This window comes from uncultured Imperialibacter sp., from assembly GCF_963974565.1.
Lineage (GTDB): Bacteria > Bacteroidota > Bacteroidia > Cytophagales > Cyclobacteriaceae > Imperialibacter > Imperialibacter roseus.
The window spans coordinates 22,955-40,740 of the sequence record NZ_CAXBCJ010000028.1; the positions used below are offsets into that span (position 1 = coordinate 22,955).

Here is a 17,786-nt window from a genome sequence, read left to right on the forward strand (position 1 = left end):
TGAGGTCTTATTTCAGGATGCTAGGCCAGGTTCTTCTTTCTCGTCACCCTCCAGATAATTATCAGTCCCGCCAGTATCATTGGGATAGACAGAATTTGTCCCATGTTGATCGGTAGCGGATTATTAAATTCCTCCTGCCACACCTTCACAAACTCGATCAGAAAGCGGGACGTGAAGAGCAGCGTCATGAATATACCGAAAAGGAGCCCTTCCGGCATTTTGGCTCTCTTTTTATTCCAGAGATAATAGAGGAATATGGTGAGAAACACGCAAAAAATGGACTCATAGAGCTGAGCCGGATGCCGCACAATGCCATAGGTGTAGAATTCGGCATAGGTAGTGCCATTGGCTTTGTAGAGTTCGTATTTCAGGCCATCGCCGGGGTTGTGCCAAATGTATTCGCTCAGATAACCGGAGTTGCCGAGAATTGTAGGCATTTTTGTTTGGTAGAAGCTGTGGGCTACCTGTTCGTCCACCGGCACCTCGTTGTATTTCACCAGCACATCGATAGGCGCTCTGCCAGGCACGTCGCTGGTGATTTTTGTGGTGCGGCTGATGTCTATTTCTTCAGAGCGAACAATGTACTGCTTGAGGAAATCTGCCGCCGGCGTGGCAAACACAACCCCGTAATTGGACTCTGTTGGCTCGCCAAGAATTTCGGAGTTTGTAAAGTTACCAAACCGAATAAACGCTCCTGTCAGTGCCGTTACAATGGCCACCCTGTCGAGGATCCAATAGTAGGACATGCCCTTCATTTTTCTGGCAAACAGCCACAAAGCGATGAAAATGCCGATGGCACCACCGTGGCTGGCCAGTCCGCCTTCTCGTATATAAAGTATTCTGATGGGGTCACTTAAGTATTCCACCGGGTCATAAAAAAGCACATGCCCTAATCTCGCACCAACGATCGTGGCCACCACCATGTAAAGGGTAAGCGTGTCTACTTCTTTCTCATCCCGGCCGTCGGCTTTGAACACCTTGTACATCACCTGCTGGCTCACAATGAAGCCGAGTGCGAAGAGCAATCCGTACCAGCGCACGTCAAAACTTCCAATATTAAAAATGGCCGGGTCGGGATTCCAAATAAGGTATGATAGCATTCTTTCGATATTGATTTAACTGTGTTTTCTCCAAAAGTAGGGCGTAAATAACATAAGAACAGTAAACAATTCCAACCTGCCCACAAGCATTAAAAACGAAAGTATCCACTTAGCAACGACGGGCAGGTGAGCGAAATTGTCGACCGGCCCAACGGTACCCAGTCCTGGGCCAATATTACCCAGGCAGGTGGCCACCGAGCCAATGGCAGTCATGAAGTCGACTCCGGTGGCGGCAATAACCACCGACCCAACACCAAACACGCTGATATAGATCATGATAAAGGCCAGGATGTTGAAGGTGATGTCTCGGGTGACGGCCTTTTTATTGAACCGTACAGGAATAACTGCCGATGGGTGAATTTGTCTTTTTAGCTCAAGCACGCTGTTCTTGAAAAGGATCACATGGCGCACAATTTTTACTCCGCCAGCTGTGGAACCGGCCGAGGCACCGAAGAACATTAGCACAAAGAAGAGCACGGTGAGAAACGGTGTCCATGAGGTGTAGTCCGCTGATACATAGCCGGTGGTTGTCACCACCGACACTACCTGGAAGAGCCCGTCACGAAAGGACTTTTCAAAAGAGGAATCGCTGACAAAATAGATGGTAAACGCCACCAGGAGTGCATTGAAAGAGCAAAACAGCACATAGTATTTAAACTCTTCGTTGGAAAAAACCTTTTTGAAGTATCCTTTAAAAATAAAGTATGTCATTGTGAAATTGGTGCCCGCCAAAAACATGAACACAATAATCACATACTGTATAAAAGGTGAAGTGTAATAGGCGATGCTGGCGTTTTTGGTAGAAAAGCCACCGGTGGCCATGGTTGTCAGGGCATGGTTGATGGCGTCGTAGAAGGTCATGCCTCCTACCCAAAGCAACACTGTTTCTATACCGGTAAGTCCGATGTAAATCAGCCAGAGGCGCTTGGCAGTTTCCTTGATGCGGGGTTGCAGCTTGTCAGGAGAAATGCCCGGAGCTTCCGCTACAAATAGCTGCATACCGCCAATACCCAATATAGGCAAAACGGCCACGGCTAGCACAATAATTCCCATGCCACCGATCCACTGAGTGAGGCTTCGCCAGAAAAGAATGCCTTTGTGTACCGACTCAATGTCAGTGAGAATGGAGGCTCCTGTGGTAGAGTAGCCCGAGATAGTTTCAAAGAAGGCGTTGGTGAAATTGGGAATGGCGCCGCTAAGGATGTAGGGAAGGGAGCCAAAAAGGGACATCAAAAACCAGCCCAGCGTTACTATGAGATAGCCGTCTCGTTTTTTTAGCTCTTTGTCTTTGATTTTCCGGGTCGAAAACCACATCATAAAGCCCGTGCCAAGTGTGATGGCACTGGCCAGCGATATACCGGCCAGGTCGCCCTCATTGTAAGAAAGCGAAATCGGAATACACAGTAGCATCAATATCCCGTTCATAATGAGCAAAACGCTCAGGATATTCGCCATCACCGGTACATTGAATCTCATTTAAAGAAGCTTTCTACTTTATGAAGACATTCGGGACGAATCAAAACAACGACCCGATCTTTGGGCTCGAAACGGAAGGAACCTCTCACAGTGTGTCCTCTTCCTCTTCTGATCACACCACCCACAACGGCAGATTTAGGAAAGTCAAGATTGCGCAATTCATCTGCCAATATCTTGCTTTCTGGCTTTACTTCAAACTCCAGGATTTCCGCATCCACTCCATGAATACTCGTTAGGTTGAGCACTTCTCCTTTTCTGATGTACCGGAAAATAAAGTTGGCAGCAATCAGCTTTTTATTGATCATCGTATCCACACCGATATTCTGCGAAAGGTGGATATAGTCGATGTTTTCTACCAGGGCAATTGTCTTGGTCACGCCATGGTTTTTGGCCACAAGACAAGAAATAATATTGGTTTCGGAGTTCCCTGTTACGGCTATAAAAGCATCCATATCGGTGATGCCTTCTTCCATCAGCAAGTCGATATCACGTCCGTCACCATTGATGATCAGGGTGTCGGGCAGCATGTCGGCCAGCTCAAAGCACTTCTCCTTGTCCTGCTCAATCAGCTTGATATTATACTTTTTAGAAAGGCGCCTGGCGGTGTTGATACCTACTTTGGAGCCACCAAGTATCATGATATTCTTAATGTCTGTCCGCTTTTTGCCCGAAAGATCCATTACCCTGTCGACGCCGTCGGGCTGAGCGATAAAATAGGCGTGGTCATTGGCTTTGAAGGCATTTTCACCATGAGGAATAATGGTCTCGTTGTTCCTCAAAATGGCCACCGTGGTAAAGCTGTTGTCGGGGTTGAGGTAAGCGGTTTCGCTCAGTGTTTTCTCAGCCAGCTCTCCATTGTCGTCGATAGTAATGCCGACAAGCGAAAGCAGGCCGTTGTCGAAGTCGAATGTGTCGGTGAGGGCCGACTCACGAAGGAGTCGTTTGATTTCCTTTGCAGCTAACGATTCAGGAGAAATGATTTCGTCAATGCCTATTGTTTTGAGGTCGAGGATGTCTTTGCCTAGAAGAAACTCAATGTTGCTGATCCGGGCGACAGTGCGCTTGGCACCAAGGTTTTTGCCGATAATGCATGTGGCAATATTGGTTTCCTCATTGGAAGTAACCGAAATCAGGAGGTCTGCTTTGCTTATGTTGGCATCCAGTAAAACACTGTAGGAGGTCGAACTTCCCCTGATAGTTGCCACGTCCAGATGGTTGGCAGCATACTTTAGTTTTTCCTGGTCAAGATCAATCAGAATGATGTCTTGTTCTTCGTAGGCGAGCAGCTTTGCTAAGTGAAATCCTACGTCTCCTGCCCCTGCTATTATTATTCTCATTTGATACTCTGATCAAAAAGTGACTGCAAATATAGAAAATAAACCATAGCCTGTGTAAAACCTTTTGATTGTTAATGTGGCGCATTTGAGCCAGTGCGAACCAGTCTGTACGGGACATTAATTGACTAATAATAGTTCAGAAAATATTATCTTCATGGTTTAGCACGTGACAAAAATTACTTTTTTCAGAACACTCTACATTCAAATACTCATTCATTAACCAAATAAAAATCCATGAAAACCAAGCTTGGAATTATTATTTGCCTGTTGGCCCTGGCAGCTTGCACGCAAAACAAGGAAACAAATTACGAAATAAAAAAGGCGGAGAGCGGCGGCTTCACGTATGAATACGTTGACGGCGATCCTTTAAAAACCAGAATTTATACCCTGAGCAATGGGCTCAAAGTCTACTTGAGTGACTACAAGAATGAGCCCCGCATTCAAACAGCCATAGCCGTGAAAGCGGGTGGCAAAAATGACCCGGCCGACAATACTGGCCTGGCTCACTACCTGGAGCATATGATGTTCAAGGGCACGGCCACTTTCGGCACGCAAGACTGGGAAACCGAAAGCGTGCTGGTCGACAGTGTGGAGGCACTTTTTAATCAATATAAAGAAATTTCCGACCCAGAAGAACGTAAAAAGCACTACCGCATCATTGACCAGGTGTCCATTGAAGCATCCAAATATGCCATTGCCAACGAATATGATAAGATGGTTTCGGGCATTGGCGCCAAAGGCACTAACGCTTATACGACAAATGATCGCACAGTTTATATCAACGACATACCAGCTAACCAGCTGGAAAACTGGCTGAAAATTGAATCCAATAGGTTTCAAATGATTGTCAATCGCCTTTTTCATACGGAACTGGAAGCAGTGTATGAGGAGAAAAATCGCAGCCTTGACAGCGATATTTGGAAGGGGTTTGAGGCGATGCTAAGTGCTTTGTTTAAAGAGCATCCCTACGGTACCCAAACGGTGATTGGTACTATTGATCACCTTAAGAACCCCTCCATTACTGAGATCAAAAATTATTTCTATAAATACTATGTCCCCAACAATGTGGGCATTTGCCTAAGTGGTGATTTGGACCTCGATGCCACCATCACATTGATCGACAAATACTTTGGAAGCTGGAAGCCTAATGAAACACTGCCCACATGGACGCCAGTGCAGGAAGCGCCTCTCACAGCGCCAATTGTGACAGAGGTGTTGGGGCCCGATGCGGAACGCATCATGATGGGCTTCCGGTTGCCAGGGAGGTCGAGTAGAGACTATATCATGGTCAGACTCATCGACAATATACTGAGCAATAGTCAGGCTGGTTTGGTAGACCTCGACCTGGTGAAACAGCAGAAGGTGTTGGAGGCATCCACCTTCGTGTACGACATGAACGACTACAGCATGCAAGTGCTGATGGCAAGCCCCAAAGATGGCCAAACGCTTGATCAGCTTCGAGACCTTTTTCTGGAGGAGCTTGAGAAAATCAAAACAGGAAACTTCGATGACTGGCTGATTTCTGCTGTGGTGAATGACTTGAAAAAGAACCAGCTCAATCAGCACCAGTACAATTGGGCAAGGTCCAACGACCTGGTCGTGGCTTTCACCAGCAACATGCCCTGGGGCGACTTTGTGTCGGAGTTCGACCGGATGTCGAAAGTGACAAAGGAAGACGTGATGGGCTACGCCAAAGCCAACTTTGGCGACAACTATGCGCTCGTTTACAAGCGGACGGGCAAGGATCCGAATGCGCTGCAGGTGGAAAAGCCGGAGATCACCAAAGTGGAGCTCAACAGGGAGGCCAAATCACCTTTTCATGAAGCGATTATCAATAGTGAACCGCCGAAGTTGAAGCCATTGTTTGTGGACTACGACAAGGACATTGAGAAATTGACAATGAAGAATGACCTGGAAGTGCTTTACACGCAAAATGATGAGAACGACTTGTTCAGGCTATACTACAAGGCAGACTTTGGTACGAATATCGACCCGAAAATAAAAGTAGCTGTTGACTACCTCGAGTTTGTAGGCACACCGACTTACACAGCCGAGGAAATACAGAAGGAGCTTTTCAAACTGGGGTGCAACTTCTCGGTATTTTCTTCTGCCGAAGAAAGCTATGTAATGCTAACGGGCCTTTCTGAAAACATGGAAAAAGCGATGGTGATCTTTGAGGATTTGCTGGCCAATGCCCAGCCGGACGAGGAGGCACTTGCCAAACTGAAAGACAGGATACTGAAAGAAAGAGAAGACCAGAAAAAGAACAAATCAGCCATACTTTTCAGCGGACTGATGAACTACGGACTCTATGGTGCTCAGTCGCCATTCACCAATGTGGTGTCGAACACGGACCTGATGAATCTCAATTCGGAGGAGCTGCTTGATCTTACCCGGAACTTCACGAAGACCACTCACAAAGTGATGTATTATGGCCCGGTAGAGTCAAAAAAGCTCGTAGCCATCTTAAATACGAACCACAAACTGCCTGAAACCATGTTACCGCTTCCTGAGCCGAAGGAGTTCGCCAAGCAGGAAGTTGACAAGCCAAAAGTTTTTTGGGCCGATTATGACATGGTGCAGGAAGAAATACTGTTCTTAACCAGGGGCGAAGAATTCGACGTGAACCTGATGCCTGAAACGGAGCTCTACAATGAGTATTTTGGCGGCAACATGGGCTCTATTGTTTTTCAGGAGATAAGAGAAGCACAGGGGTTGGCTTACTCGGTTTGGGCCAACTATTCCACAGCAGATGAGGTGGGTAAAAACAATCACTTCTTTGCTTACGTGGGCACACAGGCCGACAAGCAAAATCAGGCGGTGCCGGCTTTGCTCAATATCATTGAGGACCTTCCTGAGTCAGAGACTGGTTTGGCAACTGCCAAAAAGTCGATCATGAGCCAGATCGAGAGCGAGCGCATCACCCGCTGGAGCAAGCTTTTTAACTATGAGAGTGCTAGGGATATGGAGCTGGATCACGATATCAGAAAAGATATTTATGAAAAGATTCCGACCATGACCATGGAGGATGTGGTAGCCTTTCAGAAGCAGTATGTGAAAGGGAAGAAGTATAACATGATGGTGCTGGGCGACAAGGACAAGATCGACTTCAAAGGCCTTCAGCAATATGGTGAAGTGAAGCAGCTGACCCTGGAAGAGCTATTTGGCTATGACAAAGTAGAGAAGATTAATATTCAGTAAAGCATTTTTGATTGCCGGAGCTTTCGGCCAGCCTGGTCGGGAGCTCCGGTTTTTTATGTTTCAAAAGCCAATGCTCCGCACTTGTAGACCTTTTGAATTGCAATCTTTTCCTCAAAAGTAAAGATAACAGCGTCTTCCCAGGCTATTTTATTGGGCTCTCTGTAGATGTTCATCAGGCTGTCTGGAATGACCGATGCCATTTTCCAGGCCTGGCTTAAGCTTGCCACTTGATGTGTTACCAGATATCCCACATTCTGAAGCAATGTCATGGCGGCACCGGCAAGCAGTCCGTTTCCACCCTCCATACTCAGTCGACCATTAGGTTCGAGCTTCACCTGGCCACCAATATGAGTGTTGTAAACACCAGGCTTCATGCCAGTAAATAGGGTGGCATCGCTTACCAGGAAACAGTTTTTTCCTTTTGCCTTCATGACAACTTTCATGAAGCTATCGGGAAGATGGAAACCGTCTGCGATAATGCTCGGGCAGAGCCTATCCTGTGCCAGTTGCTCCCAAATGATGTTGGGGTGTCTGGGCAACATGAGTGGAACCGCATTGCCTATATGTGTTGACATGGTGGCCCCGGCGTCAACTGCTTTTTGAATTTGTTCGGGTGAAGCCAGGCTATGACCTATTGACACCAGCACTCTACTTTTTACTGCGCTGGAAATAAACGCTGCCGAGTTGTCCCACTCAGGGGAAAGGGTAATCATCTTGATCCGGTTGCCGGCAGCTTTCTGAAAACGCATGAACAGCTCCCAGTCTGGTGCTTTCACATATTTTTTATCATGGGCCCCTCTGGCCCCCTCTTCTTTCGAAATGAAAGGCCCTTCAAGATGGATGCCGCCAATGCACTGGCCAAGCAAATCATGATGACGGCAGGCTTCGTTGATGGTGGCCAGCAGTTGGCAAATGTTTTCGTCGGAATTGGTAATGATAGTAGGGAAGAAAGTGGTTACGCCCTGGCTCAACAGGTATTTAGCTGCATTCCAAAGATCGTCTGCGGTTAGAGAGGTATCATTGAAGTCGATGCCGTTAACGCCGTTCACCTGGAGGTCCACAAGGCCTGGCCCCACAAACAAAACCTGGTCAGACACGGAACTTGATTTTGATAAAGCCGATATTCCGTTGATGGCATTCACTGTTACGTGGCGACCATTAAGGCAGTCGATAGCTTCGATAAATGACGCTTCTTTCATCAAGCAGATGGAATGTAGTTTTCGCCGAAGGAATCAGGATCGAGAAAAAGCTGGCAGCCGCCGTGGTTTCTCAGAATAGAGGCCGGGCAGCTTGTAGAAATAGGTCCAATCAGCGCATCGGTCACGGCATTTCGTTTGCTCAATCCGGGCACTACGCAAAACAGATTCTTTCCAGCCATCAGCGTGGGAATAGTAAGCGTAAGTGCATGCGTAGGCACGGCGTCGAAAGATGGGAAACACCCGTCGTTGACCTGCTGTTGCCGGCACGGAACATCCAATTTCACCACCTTCACTGTTTCCGGGTCGTTGAAATTAGCCACGGGCGGGTCGTTGAAGGCAATGTGACCGTTTTCTCCTATGCCCAGGCAGACGATGTCAATGGGTTTCTCAGCCAAAAGTTGGGTGTATCTTGCTAGTTCATTGTCCCCTCCGTTTCCGTCGAGGAGGTTGATTTGCTTTAAAGGGACATGGTCAAACAAATGATTACTCAGGAAGTAGCCAAAAGACTGCTGCGATCCGGCAGGCAACCCGATGTACTCATCCATGTGGAAAGCCACCACCTTTTGCCACGGAATAAATTCACTCTTTTTCAGAAAGTCCAGCACCTCATTTTGTGAAGGAGCAGCGGCAAATATCATCCGTACTTCGTCTTGTTTTTTCAGTAGGTTCAGTATCTCTAGTTCTACTGCCTTCCCCGCAGCAACCCCCATCTCCGTTCTGTTTTTGTATACTTTAACCTTCATGCTCCAACGATTTTAACAGACCGCTAACAGCCTCTGAAACCGGTTTGCTCCGGTTCAGCAGCCCGAAGCCGATAAACACAAATAAAGATACAATCAATGGCAAGGCCACAGCAAGTGCCAGGCTGGTGATTTCAATGTTCTTGGTGACAATGAAAGTAACAAAGCCCGCCGCAATTGATCCAATTGCAGCCAAAGACCCGCAGTGCCTGAACACAGGTAACATGCCAAACAACATGGGCACGGCAATAGGGCCTACCAAAGCGCCAAACCAGGTGACAATAAGACCAAACACGCCTCCAAATCGTTCGTTTTGGGAGGCCACCACCAGTGTCATCAGCGTGAAGATGAAGGTGGTGGCTCTGGCTACCACCAGCGAAGCCCGCTTTTCTTTCAACCTCTTTGATAGCACAGGCAGTATGTCTCGGGTGAGCACCGCCGAAATGGTGTTAATGTCTGAAGAGGTCATGGTCATGGTGTTGGCAAAGAGAGACGCCACCACCAGGCCCACCAAACCAGCGGGTAGGAGCTTTAGTGTTAGCAATCCATATGATTGACTTGGGTCTTGCAGGCCGGGCAAAATAAGAGGTGCTGCCCACATTGGGAGGAACAAAATCAAGGGCCAGATCAGGTACAGACTGCCGGACAAGTAGGCCGCTCTTTTGGCCTGGGTTTCATCCGGTGACGAAATGTAGCGGGTGGCCAGGTTCCAGGTGCCGCCGTTGTAGCTGAGGAAATTGATACAAAGAAACGCTAGTGCAAAACCAACAGTATATGGACTATTAAAAGGTTGACTGTTGCCTTCTGGTAGGTCGTTCCAAAAGGTGAGAATCTCATTCCATCCGCCCAGGTGCCGAACGACCATGATTAGCATAATAAGACCAGCCAAAATTTGCACAATAAACTGAGCGAAGTCTGTGATTATTACTGCCCACAGGCCACCGAAGGTGACGTAAATGAGAGAAACACCTCCGGAAATAAGAATGCCATAAATCAGCGGAAGCCCCGTAAAAACGTTGAGCAACACAGCGATGGCTGTCCACTTGGCACCCACATCAAAAAGCTTTAACAGCACCCCGCTCCAGGCCATGATTTGTTGAGTGAGAAGATTGTAGCGAACCGTTAGGTATTCCAGCGGCGACTGTATCTGCAGCCGCTTTCGCAGCCGCACCCAGAGGACGGGAAATAGCCGGGCACTCAGAAGAACAGTAATGCCGATAGTAAAGGCCCACCATACATAAATAGAGAACCCGTGCGTGTAGGCGAGGCTGGCGTACGCCACAAATACGGCACCACTGTAGCCCGAAACGTGATGCGAAATGCCCGATAGCCACCAGGGCAGCTGGCCACTGGCCACGAAATAGTCTTCGGCTGTTTTGTTCCTGGCCATCGACCACAGGCCAATGACCAGCATAAGCACGAAGAATAGGCCAATTACGATAAAGTCAGGAGTGCTTAGTTGCAAAGTAGCGGTTGATTAGGGTGAAAGGATTCTGTTGTCATTAACCTCTCGCTTTATTCATTACTTCCGCCAGGGTCACCTTGCTGCCACCACGTCGTTTGCTCTCATCGGCGGCTTCCATAAAGGCGTATATCTCCAGGGTTTCCTCCGGGCTAACCGGTGCTTTTCCTGTTTTGAAGAACTTGATGACCTCCACCAGCAAGGGTCGGTATCCGTCGTAAGGCCCAACCGGCGCAATGCCATTTTCGCCGAAGACGGTGCCACCGTAACCAGTTTTTTCTTTGCGCATCCCTCTGAATGTTCCAATCCGGTTGTCGTTCCATACACCAACCACCATGTCGGTGTCGGGTGTTTGCGTCCTGGTCACTTCTTTGCAGCCTGCTCCCATCACGGTAAAAAGCGATTCCACTCCATGAATACCATACCAGAAAAAGTCGGGATGATGAGGCTCCAAATGTGCCGGACTGTAAGTGTCTGCCCCTTGTACCTTGCCCACGAGCTTCCCTTCTCTGGCCTCATTGGCGTCCTTCATATAACGAAGTGAGGAGGCAGAGAAGATGGGAACTCCGGCTGCTTCCGCTTCTTTGTAAATGGTGAGGCAATCTTTAAGCGAGGCTGCCACTGGCTTGTCAACGAACATGGGCTTTTTCGCCTTGATTACTTGCCTGGCCTGCTCAAGGTGAAGCCTCCCATCATTTGTTTCAAGGAGAATGACGTCGGTTTTTTCGAGTAGCTCTTTGATGGAGCTGGTGATTTCTACGCCCAGCTTTTTCACATCTTCAATGTATCCTGGAATGCGGCTCACACTCGATTCAATATCGGCGCTGCCATGGGGGTAAGCTGCCACTACCCGGTAACCAGCCAGGTCAGCGGCCACCTCCGGGTCGTTGAGTAGTTTGGTAAAAGCCACGCTATGCGAGGTGTCGAGGCCGATAATACCAACCCGCACTGGCTTTGTTTGGTCGGGACTAAAGGCTACAGCCTCGTTGGCTAAAATGCCAAAACCAACGCCGGCCACGGCTGATTTCTTTAAAAATGTTCTTCTATTGAGGGGTGTCATAAAAAGGAAGTCTTTCGTGAAAGTTAAACTTTTGGTTCCCAGCCCGGCTCATAGCTGCGTTTCCACAGGGCCATGGCTTCATCGGCACCAATCACATTTCCGTTCTCAGGATTGCAGTTCAATGACCGGCCCACCCTTTGGGAAATATTGCCGAGGTGGCAGAGTAACACACTTTTTCTGGAATCTTTGTAATCTGAAACGGGCGTTTTACCTTCTTTGATGGATTTGTAGAAGTCGGCAATATGATCAGCATCCAGGTCGAAGCCCGGCCCTGTGGCATCCAGTGGTTTGCCTGTGGTTTCGGCACTCGCTCTTTTTACAAGCTTGTCCTGGTTGTCATACACCACGTAGCTGTTGCCGTCAATCACCAAAGTTCCATTTTCTCCATGAAAGGAAACACCGGCGGATTCACCTTCGAGCTTGTGGCCGTTGCAGCTTCTCCCTTCCCAGGAGATTGTTTTGTTGCCAGCGAAGTCCCACAGTGTCATCTGTGTGTCGGGTGTTTGCCAGTCGTCTTTGTAGGCATACCGGCCGCCTTGTGAGCTAACCTTTGTTGGAAATTCCACGCCAAGCCCCAGGCGGCACAAATCGACGAAGTGCGTGCCGTTGTTGAGCAGCTCGCCGGTGCCCCAATGCCAGAACCAATGCCAGTTGTAGTGAATGAGGTTGTCTTTATAGGGCATTCGTGGTGCCGGGCCCTGCCACATGTCGTAGTCGAGGCCGGTGGGAATCGGGGCTACTTTGCCATAGCCAATAGAAGCACGGGTGTTGGCATACCAGCCTTTGGCCAGGTACACATTGCCAATGATACCGTTTTTGAGCTCTCCAAGTGCTTCAGCCACAAAAGGCCACGAACGGCGCTGGTTGCCCATTTTCACAACCTTACCATATTTCATCGAAGCCGAAGCGACCATTTCTCCCTCATAAGGGTTGTGGCTTCCGGGCTTTTCTACGTAAACATTTTTCCCCGCACTTAGTGCCAGTAGTGAGGCTGGTGCATGCCAGTGGTCGGGCGCTGCGATGACCAGCGCATCCACCCCTTTATCATCGAGTATTTTGCGAAAATCTTTGACAGCTTTGGGGGCTTTCTTCTGGCCAGCGTTTGCTACGGCTTTCAGCCCATTGGCCATGGCATTGTCGTCCACATCGCAGATGTAGGCGACTTCTATCCCTGGTGTTTTGGTGAACCCCGTCGCCAGTGCAGAGCCTCGTGAGTTGACACCCATAATGCCAACCACCAGCTTGTCGCTGGCTGGTGTACTAAAGGCGTTGTAGCCATTACTGCCCAGCAAGCCAATGCCAACACTGGCTGCCGTGGTTTTTTTCAGGAAGTCTCTTCTGTTCTGATTTGCTGACATAATATTGTAGTATTAGTAGATGTCAACAATATACTGAAAAGGTCATCCAAAATCATGGCCGTTTATCAAGCAGTTGACCATGCAAAGCAGGCTTAGGTGCCCTTTTGTTTTACTTCATAGCCCTTCCATCCATAATAGAACAGGTAGATGTAACAAACGACAGGAAGCAGGAAGGACATTTGTATGCCAAACTCATCGGCCAAAAGCCCTTGAACCGGTGGCACCACAGCGCCACCCAGCACTGCCATTACAAGCAGCGAAGAGCCCTGACTGGTGTATCGACCTAAGTCTTTGATGGCAAGAGTAAAGATATTCGACCACATGATAGAGTTGAAAAGGCCAATGAACAGCAACACCCACATAGATATGGCCCCATTCATGAACACAGCAATCAGCAGCAACACAATCGCTGACAAAGAGAAAGCAGCCAGCACTTTGTTAGGATGTGCACCGAAGATCATGAAGATAACATAGTTCAGTGCCAGGCCAATTAGATAGGGTAACGAGTCCATGAAGTCGACCCCAGCGATGAGTGAAACAATGGCGTAGCCGGCAACACCTAATGCAAACATGCCCACTAGTTTCTTACCGGCCGTAGATTTGTCGCTCATCATAATAGCCCCCATGAAGCGACCAATCATGGCCCCGCCCCAATAGAAGGAAAGCAATTTGCTGGCAGCCCCTTCTTCCAGCCCAGTAATGTTTTCAAGCCCCATAAAGTTGATGAGCAGACTACCAATAGCTACCTCAGCACCCACATAGGCAAAAATGGCAAAGATGCCTCCTCTCAAATGACTGAAGCCAAGTACTTTTGCTCCCTTTTCGATCACATCTTCATTGGCAAATTTTGGCAGTTTGATAAAGAAGATAACCACAGCCAGGAGCCAGAAAAGACTGGCCAATACGATGTAAGGAATTTTCACTGCCACTTCACCTGCAGAGGCATCGGTTACAAAGTACTGAAAGATGAAGAAGCCCCCAATGACCGGCGCAATGGTTGTTCCGAATGAGTTGAACCCTTGTGCCAGGTTTAGGCGGCTGCTGGCGGATTCTGGCCTGCCAAGCAAGGCGACATATGGGTTGGCGGCAATTTGCAGCATAGTGAGGCCCAAACCCAGACAAAATAAGGCGCCGAGGAATAAACCGTACTGTAGAAATATGGCTGCCGGATAGAAAAGAAAACAGCCAGCACCAGCCACAACCAGCCCGATAATGATTCCATTTTTATATCCAATGCGGTTGATAGGGTCGCCAAATCGCACCGAAAACAGAAAGTAAAACAAAGCTCCGAGAAAGTAGGCGCCGAAGAAGGCAAACTGCACAAGTGTTGCCTGGAAGATGGTGAGTGTGAATACCCCCCGCAGATAAGGAATCAGGATATCATTAAGGCAGGTGATAAAACCCCACATGAAGAATAGTGAGAAGAGCGAAATTTGAGCCTGAAGCTGGCCGCCGGAGGGTGCTCCCTGAGATGTGCCTGAAGTAGAATTTACGGAGATTGAAGCCACTATGGTAGTTTGTTAGGTGTTGCAAAAGTGGGCTAATATACTGTTTTGCTGAGAAGATTATCAAATGTACATAAGCTGAATTTGAATCGCAGTTAAGTCGGGGGGCATATCAGTAGCTCTGTCGCCCCCGCACTTTTAAAATTGATATTTTTTTGGTAAATTATCCAATCCATTAATCACCCTGGAGACATTTTGACCCAACCTAAATACATAGTTGCTGCTTGTCTGCTTGCGCTAAGCTTTAATGTCCGGGCAATTATTGCTCCCGACAGCTTGAGAATGGACTTGATTAATAAGCTAACGATCGAGACTGATAGTCAGAAGCGAGTAGACTTGATGAATGAGCTATCTTACAATTATTTTGACTTCAACGATACGGTTGCAATCTCTTATGCGCAGCAAGCACTGGCGCTTGGCAAAAAGATAAATTACTCATCAGGAGTTAAATATTCCACTCTGCTTGTCGGTCTTGGGTTCTATGGAGGAGGGAGGTACGATTCAGCAATTGTTAAGTTTGATGAATCGTTGGCCATTGAAGATGCCGGTAGCCGGGAGAATGACGTTTATGCAATGGCGTTAATTGGGGAGTGCCTGACTGCAACCGCAAAATATTCTGAGTCGAGACGTGTTTTTCAACAAACTCTTCCTCTGGCTAAAGAAACTAACTCCTATTGGCTGCCAAGGGTTTACCTTGGAATGGCCAGAATTGCTATAAACCAGTGGCGAAATGAGGAAGGCATCGTCTATCTGGACAGTGCCGACAGGCTAATTGATTCGTCGCAAATTGACTATCGTCGCCTGGAGCTATTGGCACTTTTCGGAGAGGTATACAGCAACGTGCTACAATTTGATAAGTCGCAGGCTGCGCTAAATGAAATGTGCTCCATTGCAGAGTTGTTAAAAGACAGGTACCACCGTATAAAATGCGATTTGCAGCACGCTGAATTCTACCACCAACGTGGAAACTTTCTAGAGGCTTTGGAAAGGATCCGAAGCGCTATGGAAATTACTAAAGCCTACTACTATCCGGCACAGCAAGCAAAAATTTATTTCCAGGCTGGAGATGTTTATATAAATCTGGGTGAGTTTGACCTTTCGCTTGAGTATTTTTTCAAAGCACTGGAAATTAGTGAGGCTATCGGGCTCGAAGCAGAAACGGCCATGATCTATGCGAAAATTGCGTGGGTCTTCAAGGAAGAAAGAAAACTTGATCTTGCAATGGAGTACGCCAGGCGGTCGATGGAGCTAAATGAAAAATTGGGTAGTGCCTATGGCATCTCGTATGTGCAAAACACGATTGGTCTTGTCTATTTTCTCCAGGAAAAATACAGGGAGTCAATCAGGGAGTTTCAGAAATCGCTAAAAATAAGAAGAGAGATTAACCACACCAGAGGTGTGGTGGCTACAATATTTAATGAAGCGCTTGCTTTAGAAAAACTTGGTGAAAATGAAAAAGCGCTGGGCCAACTAATGGTGGCTATCGAGCAAGCCAAACCGATAAAAAATTCGCTCAGTTTTGCCTATCTCTACAGAGGGGCGGCACAGTTGCTGATGAAATTGAAAAGATACAATGAGGCGGAAGACTTCTTGGACAAAGCGCTCGAATTGGACAGTAAGGTCTTTTCAAAACTTTCTCTGCGAAACACCTATCATATGTACTCTTTGCTCCACGAAGCAAAGGGCAATTTCAAATTGGCGCTGGATTACGGAAAGAAATATCAAGTGCTTGATGATAGTATTTTTACAGACAAAAGTACGGCCAAAATAGCGGAATTGCAGGCGACATATGATCTCAGGCAAAAAGAAAACGAGATTGAAGCTTTGAAAAAGCAAAGGGTGTTACAAGAAAACCTTTTGCAGCTTCGCAATGCAGAAATCAGAGATCAGAAGTTGCAGATTTATATTGCAATCTTTTTCCTTTTTGTTGTTTCCGTGTTTGTAGCAATTATGATATTCCTATACCGGAAGCTCAATCAAACGCAAACCAATCTTGCCCTGGTCAATAGCCAGTTGAAAGAGGCAAACCTTACCGTGTCGGATGCCAATGACAATCTGGAACAAAAAGTAAATGAGCGTACGAGTCAGCTTCGGCAAGCGTACGCTGAGCTCGACACCTTTTTTTACAGATCATCGCATGATTTCAGAAGGCCACTTACAACGCTGATGGGCCTGGCCGATGTTGCCAAAATTACTGTCAAAGACGAGCAAGCCATCGAATTGTTCAAAATGGTGAGGGTGACTGCCGAGAACCTGGACAAGATGCTGTATAAGTTGCAGTCCATATCTGACATAGGAGCTATGGAGTTGTCCTATAAAAATGTGATTGTGCGGGATCTTGTTGAAAACTGCCTCGAAAAACATGCGCAAGAAATAGAGGATTTGGGTGTTGATGTCATCCTGAATGTTCAGGTGGAAGGGGCTATTACCACGTATCCCGTACTTGTTTCAATCATTATGGACAACCTTATTGAGAATGCCTTGAATTTCTCCAGCAGATCGGAACCATATGTAAAAGTCAATGCTTACCTGAAGGGAGACAGCCTGGTGATTGAAGTGGAAGACAATGGCCATGGAATTCCCGACGACCATAAAATGAACATTTTTGCTATGTATTTCAAAGCGACTGAGAAGTCGAAAGGGAATGGCCTTGGCCTCTATATCGTTTCGAAGGCCGCTGAAAAGCTGTCTGCCACGGTGCGTGTAGAAACAGCTTATGACAAAGGGAGCAGGTTTATCGTCGAAATTCCGGACTGTGTGGACTCCGGGCAGGCAGTGTCAGCTTGAATGATCTGATGGCCCATGTTGCGTGGCGGCCTGTCGCAGCAATACACTACTTTTTTGATCTATAGGCAAATAGTAATTACCTTTCCGCCAAATAACTCGAATAATGTACGAAATACTTCTTTTTACTCACTCCTGGCTTCGTTGGGTCACCCTTATTCTTTTTGCTGTCGTGCTTTTTAACTCCCTTGGCGGAATGAATGGAGGCAAGGAATACTTAAAAAAGGACAAGACACTGACGACCTCCTTGATAGGAACGCTTCACCTTCAGCTGCTGATTGGGTTGCTGCTTTATTTCGTATATAGCCCCATCACTACTACAGCAATGGATAATATGAAGATCGCCATGAAAGTGGGTGCTGTGAGATATTGGGCTGTTGAACATATCTCAATAATGATAGTGGCCGTGATCGTCGCCCAAATTGGAAGTATCCGGGTGAAGAAAACTTCTGTTGATAAGAAGAAATTCAAGCTTCAGGCAATATTTTTCGGCATCGCATTGATACTGATTCTTTCAAGAATCCCCTGGTCAGAATCAGCTCGGTTGTTCAGGTTCTAAGCTTG

The 17,786-nt window shown here is 47.4% G+C and carries 12 protein-coding genes; 3 read left to right on the forward strand and 9 right to left on the reverse strand.

The window, feature by feature from the left end; translation table 11 throughout:
• Positions 1–20 precede the first annotated feature (20 nt).
• Genes AAC052_RS25835 through trkA form a run of 3 tightly spaced genes read right to left on the reverse strand, consistent with a single transcriptional unit; the run spans position 21 to position 3,913 of the window.
• Positions 21–1,100: a prolipoprotein diacylglyceryl transferase gene (locus AAC052_RS25835; RefSeq protein WP_317489600.1), complete on the reverse strand. Its 1,080-nt coding sequence runs from the start codon at positions 1,098–1,100 to the stop codon at positions 21–23.
• 15 nt (positions 1,101–1,115) lie between these two features.
• A complete protein-coding gene (locus AAC052_RS25840; protein WP_339816049.1) occupies positions 1,116–2,576 on the reverse strand; it encodes a potassium transporter TrkG in 1,461 nt (486 codons plus the stop codon).
• Entirely contained in the window at positions 2,573–3,913 is a 1,341-nt protein-coding gene (trkA, locus tag AAC052_RS25845; protein WP_317489602.1) for a Trk system potassium transporter TrkA, read from the reverse strand. Before trkA ends, AAC052_RS25840 begins: the two co-directional genes overlap by 4 nt.
• 234 nt (positions 3,914–4,147) lie before the next feature.
• On the opposite strand from trkA, the gene AAC052_RS25850 reads away from it, so the two are divergent.
• Entirely contained in the window at positions 4,148–7,114 is a 2,967-nt protein-coding gene (locus AAC052_RS25850; protein WP_339816050.1) for an insulinase family protein, read from the forward strand.
• Between the two features lie 53 nt (positions 7,115–7,167).
• Here the strand turns inward: AAC052_RS25850 and AAC052_RS25855 are convergent, their stop codons facing one another.
• The 6 genes from AAC052_RS25855 to AAC052_RS25880 form a co-directional block, all read right to left on the reverse strand.
• Entirely contained in the window at positions 7,168–8,313 is a 1,146-nt protein-coding gene (locus tag AAC052_RS25855; protein ID WP_339816051.1) for an N-acetylglucosamine-6-phosphate deacetylase, read from the reverse strand.
• Positions 8,313–9,056, reverse strand: coding sequence for a glucosamine-6-phosphate deaminase (locus AAC052_RS25860; protein WP_339816052.1), 744 nt, complete (start codon positions 9,054–9,056; stop codon positions 8,313–8,315). The genes AAC052_RS25855 and AAC052_RS25860 overlap by 1 nt, the downstream gene beginning before the upstream one ends.
• Positions 9,046–10,518, reverse strand: coding sequence for a sodium:solute symporter family protein (locus AAC052_RS25865; RefSeq protein WP_339816053.1), 1,473 nt, complete (start codon positions 10,516–10,518; stop codon positions 9,046–9,048). Before AAC052_RS25865 ends, AAC052_RS25860 begins: the two co-directional genes overlap by 11 nt.
• A gap of 37 nt (positions 10,519–10,555) precedes the next feature.
• The gene (locus tag AAC052_RS25870) at positions 10,556–11,575 is read right to left on the reverse strand and encodes a Gfo/Idh/MocA family oxidoreductase (RefSeq protein WP_339816054.1); all 1,020 of its coding nucleotides are present in this window, start codon (positions 11,573–11,575) and stop codon (positions 10,556–10,558) included.
• 23 nt (positions 11,576–11,598) lie between these two features.
• On the reverse strand, positions 11,599–12,933 hold the full coding sequence (locus AAC052_RS25875; RefSeq protein WP_339816055.1) for a Gfo/Idh/MocA family oxidoreductase: 1,335 nt from the start codon (positions 12,931–12,933) through the stop codon (positions 11,599–11,601).
• A 92-nt stretch (positions 12,934–13,025) separates the two neighbouring features.
• The gene (locus AAC052_RS25880) at positions 13,026–14,441 is read right to left on the reverse strand and encodes a sugar MFS transporter (protein ID WP_317489610.1); all 1,416 of its coding nucleotides are present in this window, start codon (positions 14,439–14,441) and stop codon (positions 13,026–13,028) included.
• 192 nt (positions 14,442–14,633) lie between these two features.
• On the opposite strand from AAC052_RS25880, the gene AAC052_RS25885 reads away from it, so the two are divergent.
• Both AAC052_RS25885 and AAC052_RS25890 read left to right on the forward strand, forming a co-directional pair.
• Positions 14,634–17,225, forward strand: coding sequence for a tetratricopeptide repeat protein (locus tag AAC052_RS25885; protein WP_339816056.1), 2,592 nt, complete (start codon positions 14,634–14,636; stop codon positions 17,223–17,225).
• Between the two features lie 103 nt (positions 17,226–17,328).
• On the forward strand, positions 17,329–17,781 hold the full coding sequence (locus tag AAC052_RS25890; RefSeq protein ID WP_339816057.1) for a hypothetical protein: 453 nt from the start codon (positions 17,329–17,331) through the stop codon (positions 17,779–17,781).
• Positions 17,782–17,786 lie beyond the last annotated feature (5 nt).

Coding starts and splice junctions, on each gene's coding strand:
- AAC052_RS25875 (WP_339816055.1), bottom strand. CDS start 12,933: ATGTCAGCAAATCAGAACAGAAGAGACTTCCTGAAAAAAACCACGGCA.
- AAC052_RS25835 (WP_317489600.1), bottom strand. CDS start 1,100: ATGCTATCATACCTTATTTGGAATCCCGACCCGGCCATTTTTAATATT.
- AAC052_RS25850 (WP_339816050.1), top strand. CDS start 4,148: ATGAAAACCAAGCTTGGAATTATTATTTGCCTGTTGGCCCTGGCAGCT.
- AAC052_RS25890 (WP_339816057.1), top strand. CDS start 17,329: ATGTACGAAATACTTCTTTTTACTCACTCCTGGCTTCGTTGGGTCACC.
- AAC052_RS25870 (WP_339816054.1), bottom strand. CDS start 11,575: ATGACACCCCTCAATAGAAGAACATTTTTAAAGAAATCAGCCGTGGCC.
- AAC052_RS25840 (WP_339816049.1), bottom strand. CDS start 2,576: ATGAGATTCAATGTACCGGTGATGGCGAATATCCTGAGCGTTTTGCTC.
- AAC052_RS25855 (WP_339816051.1), bottom strand. CDS start 8,313: ATGAAAGAAGCGTCATTTATCGAAGCTATCGACTGCCTTAATGGTCGC.
- AAC052_RS25860 (WP_339816052.1), bottom strand. CDS start 9,056: ATGAAGGTTAAAGTATACAAAAACAGAACGGAGATGGGGGTTGCTGCG.
- trkA (WP_317489602.1), bottom strand. CDS start 3,913: ATGAGAATAATAATAGCAGGGGCAGGAGACGTAGGATTTCACTTAGCA.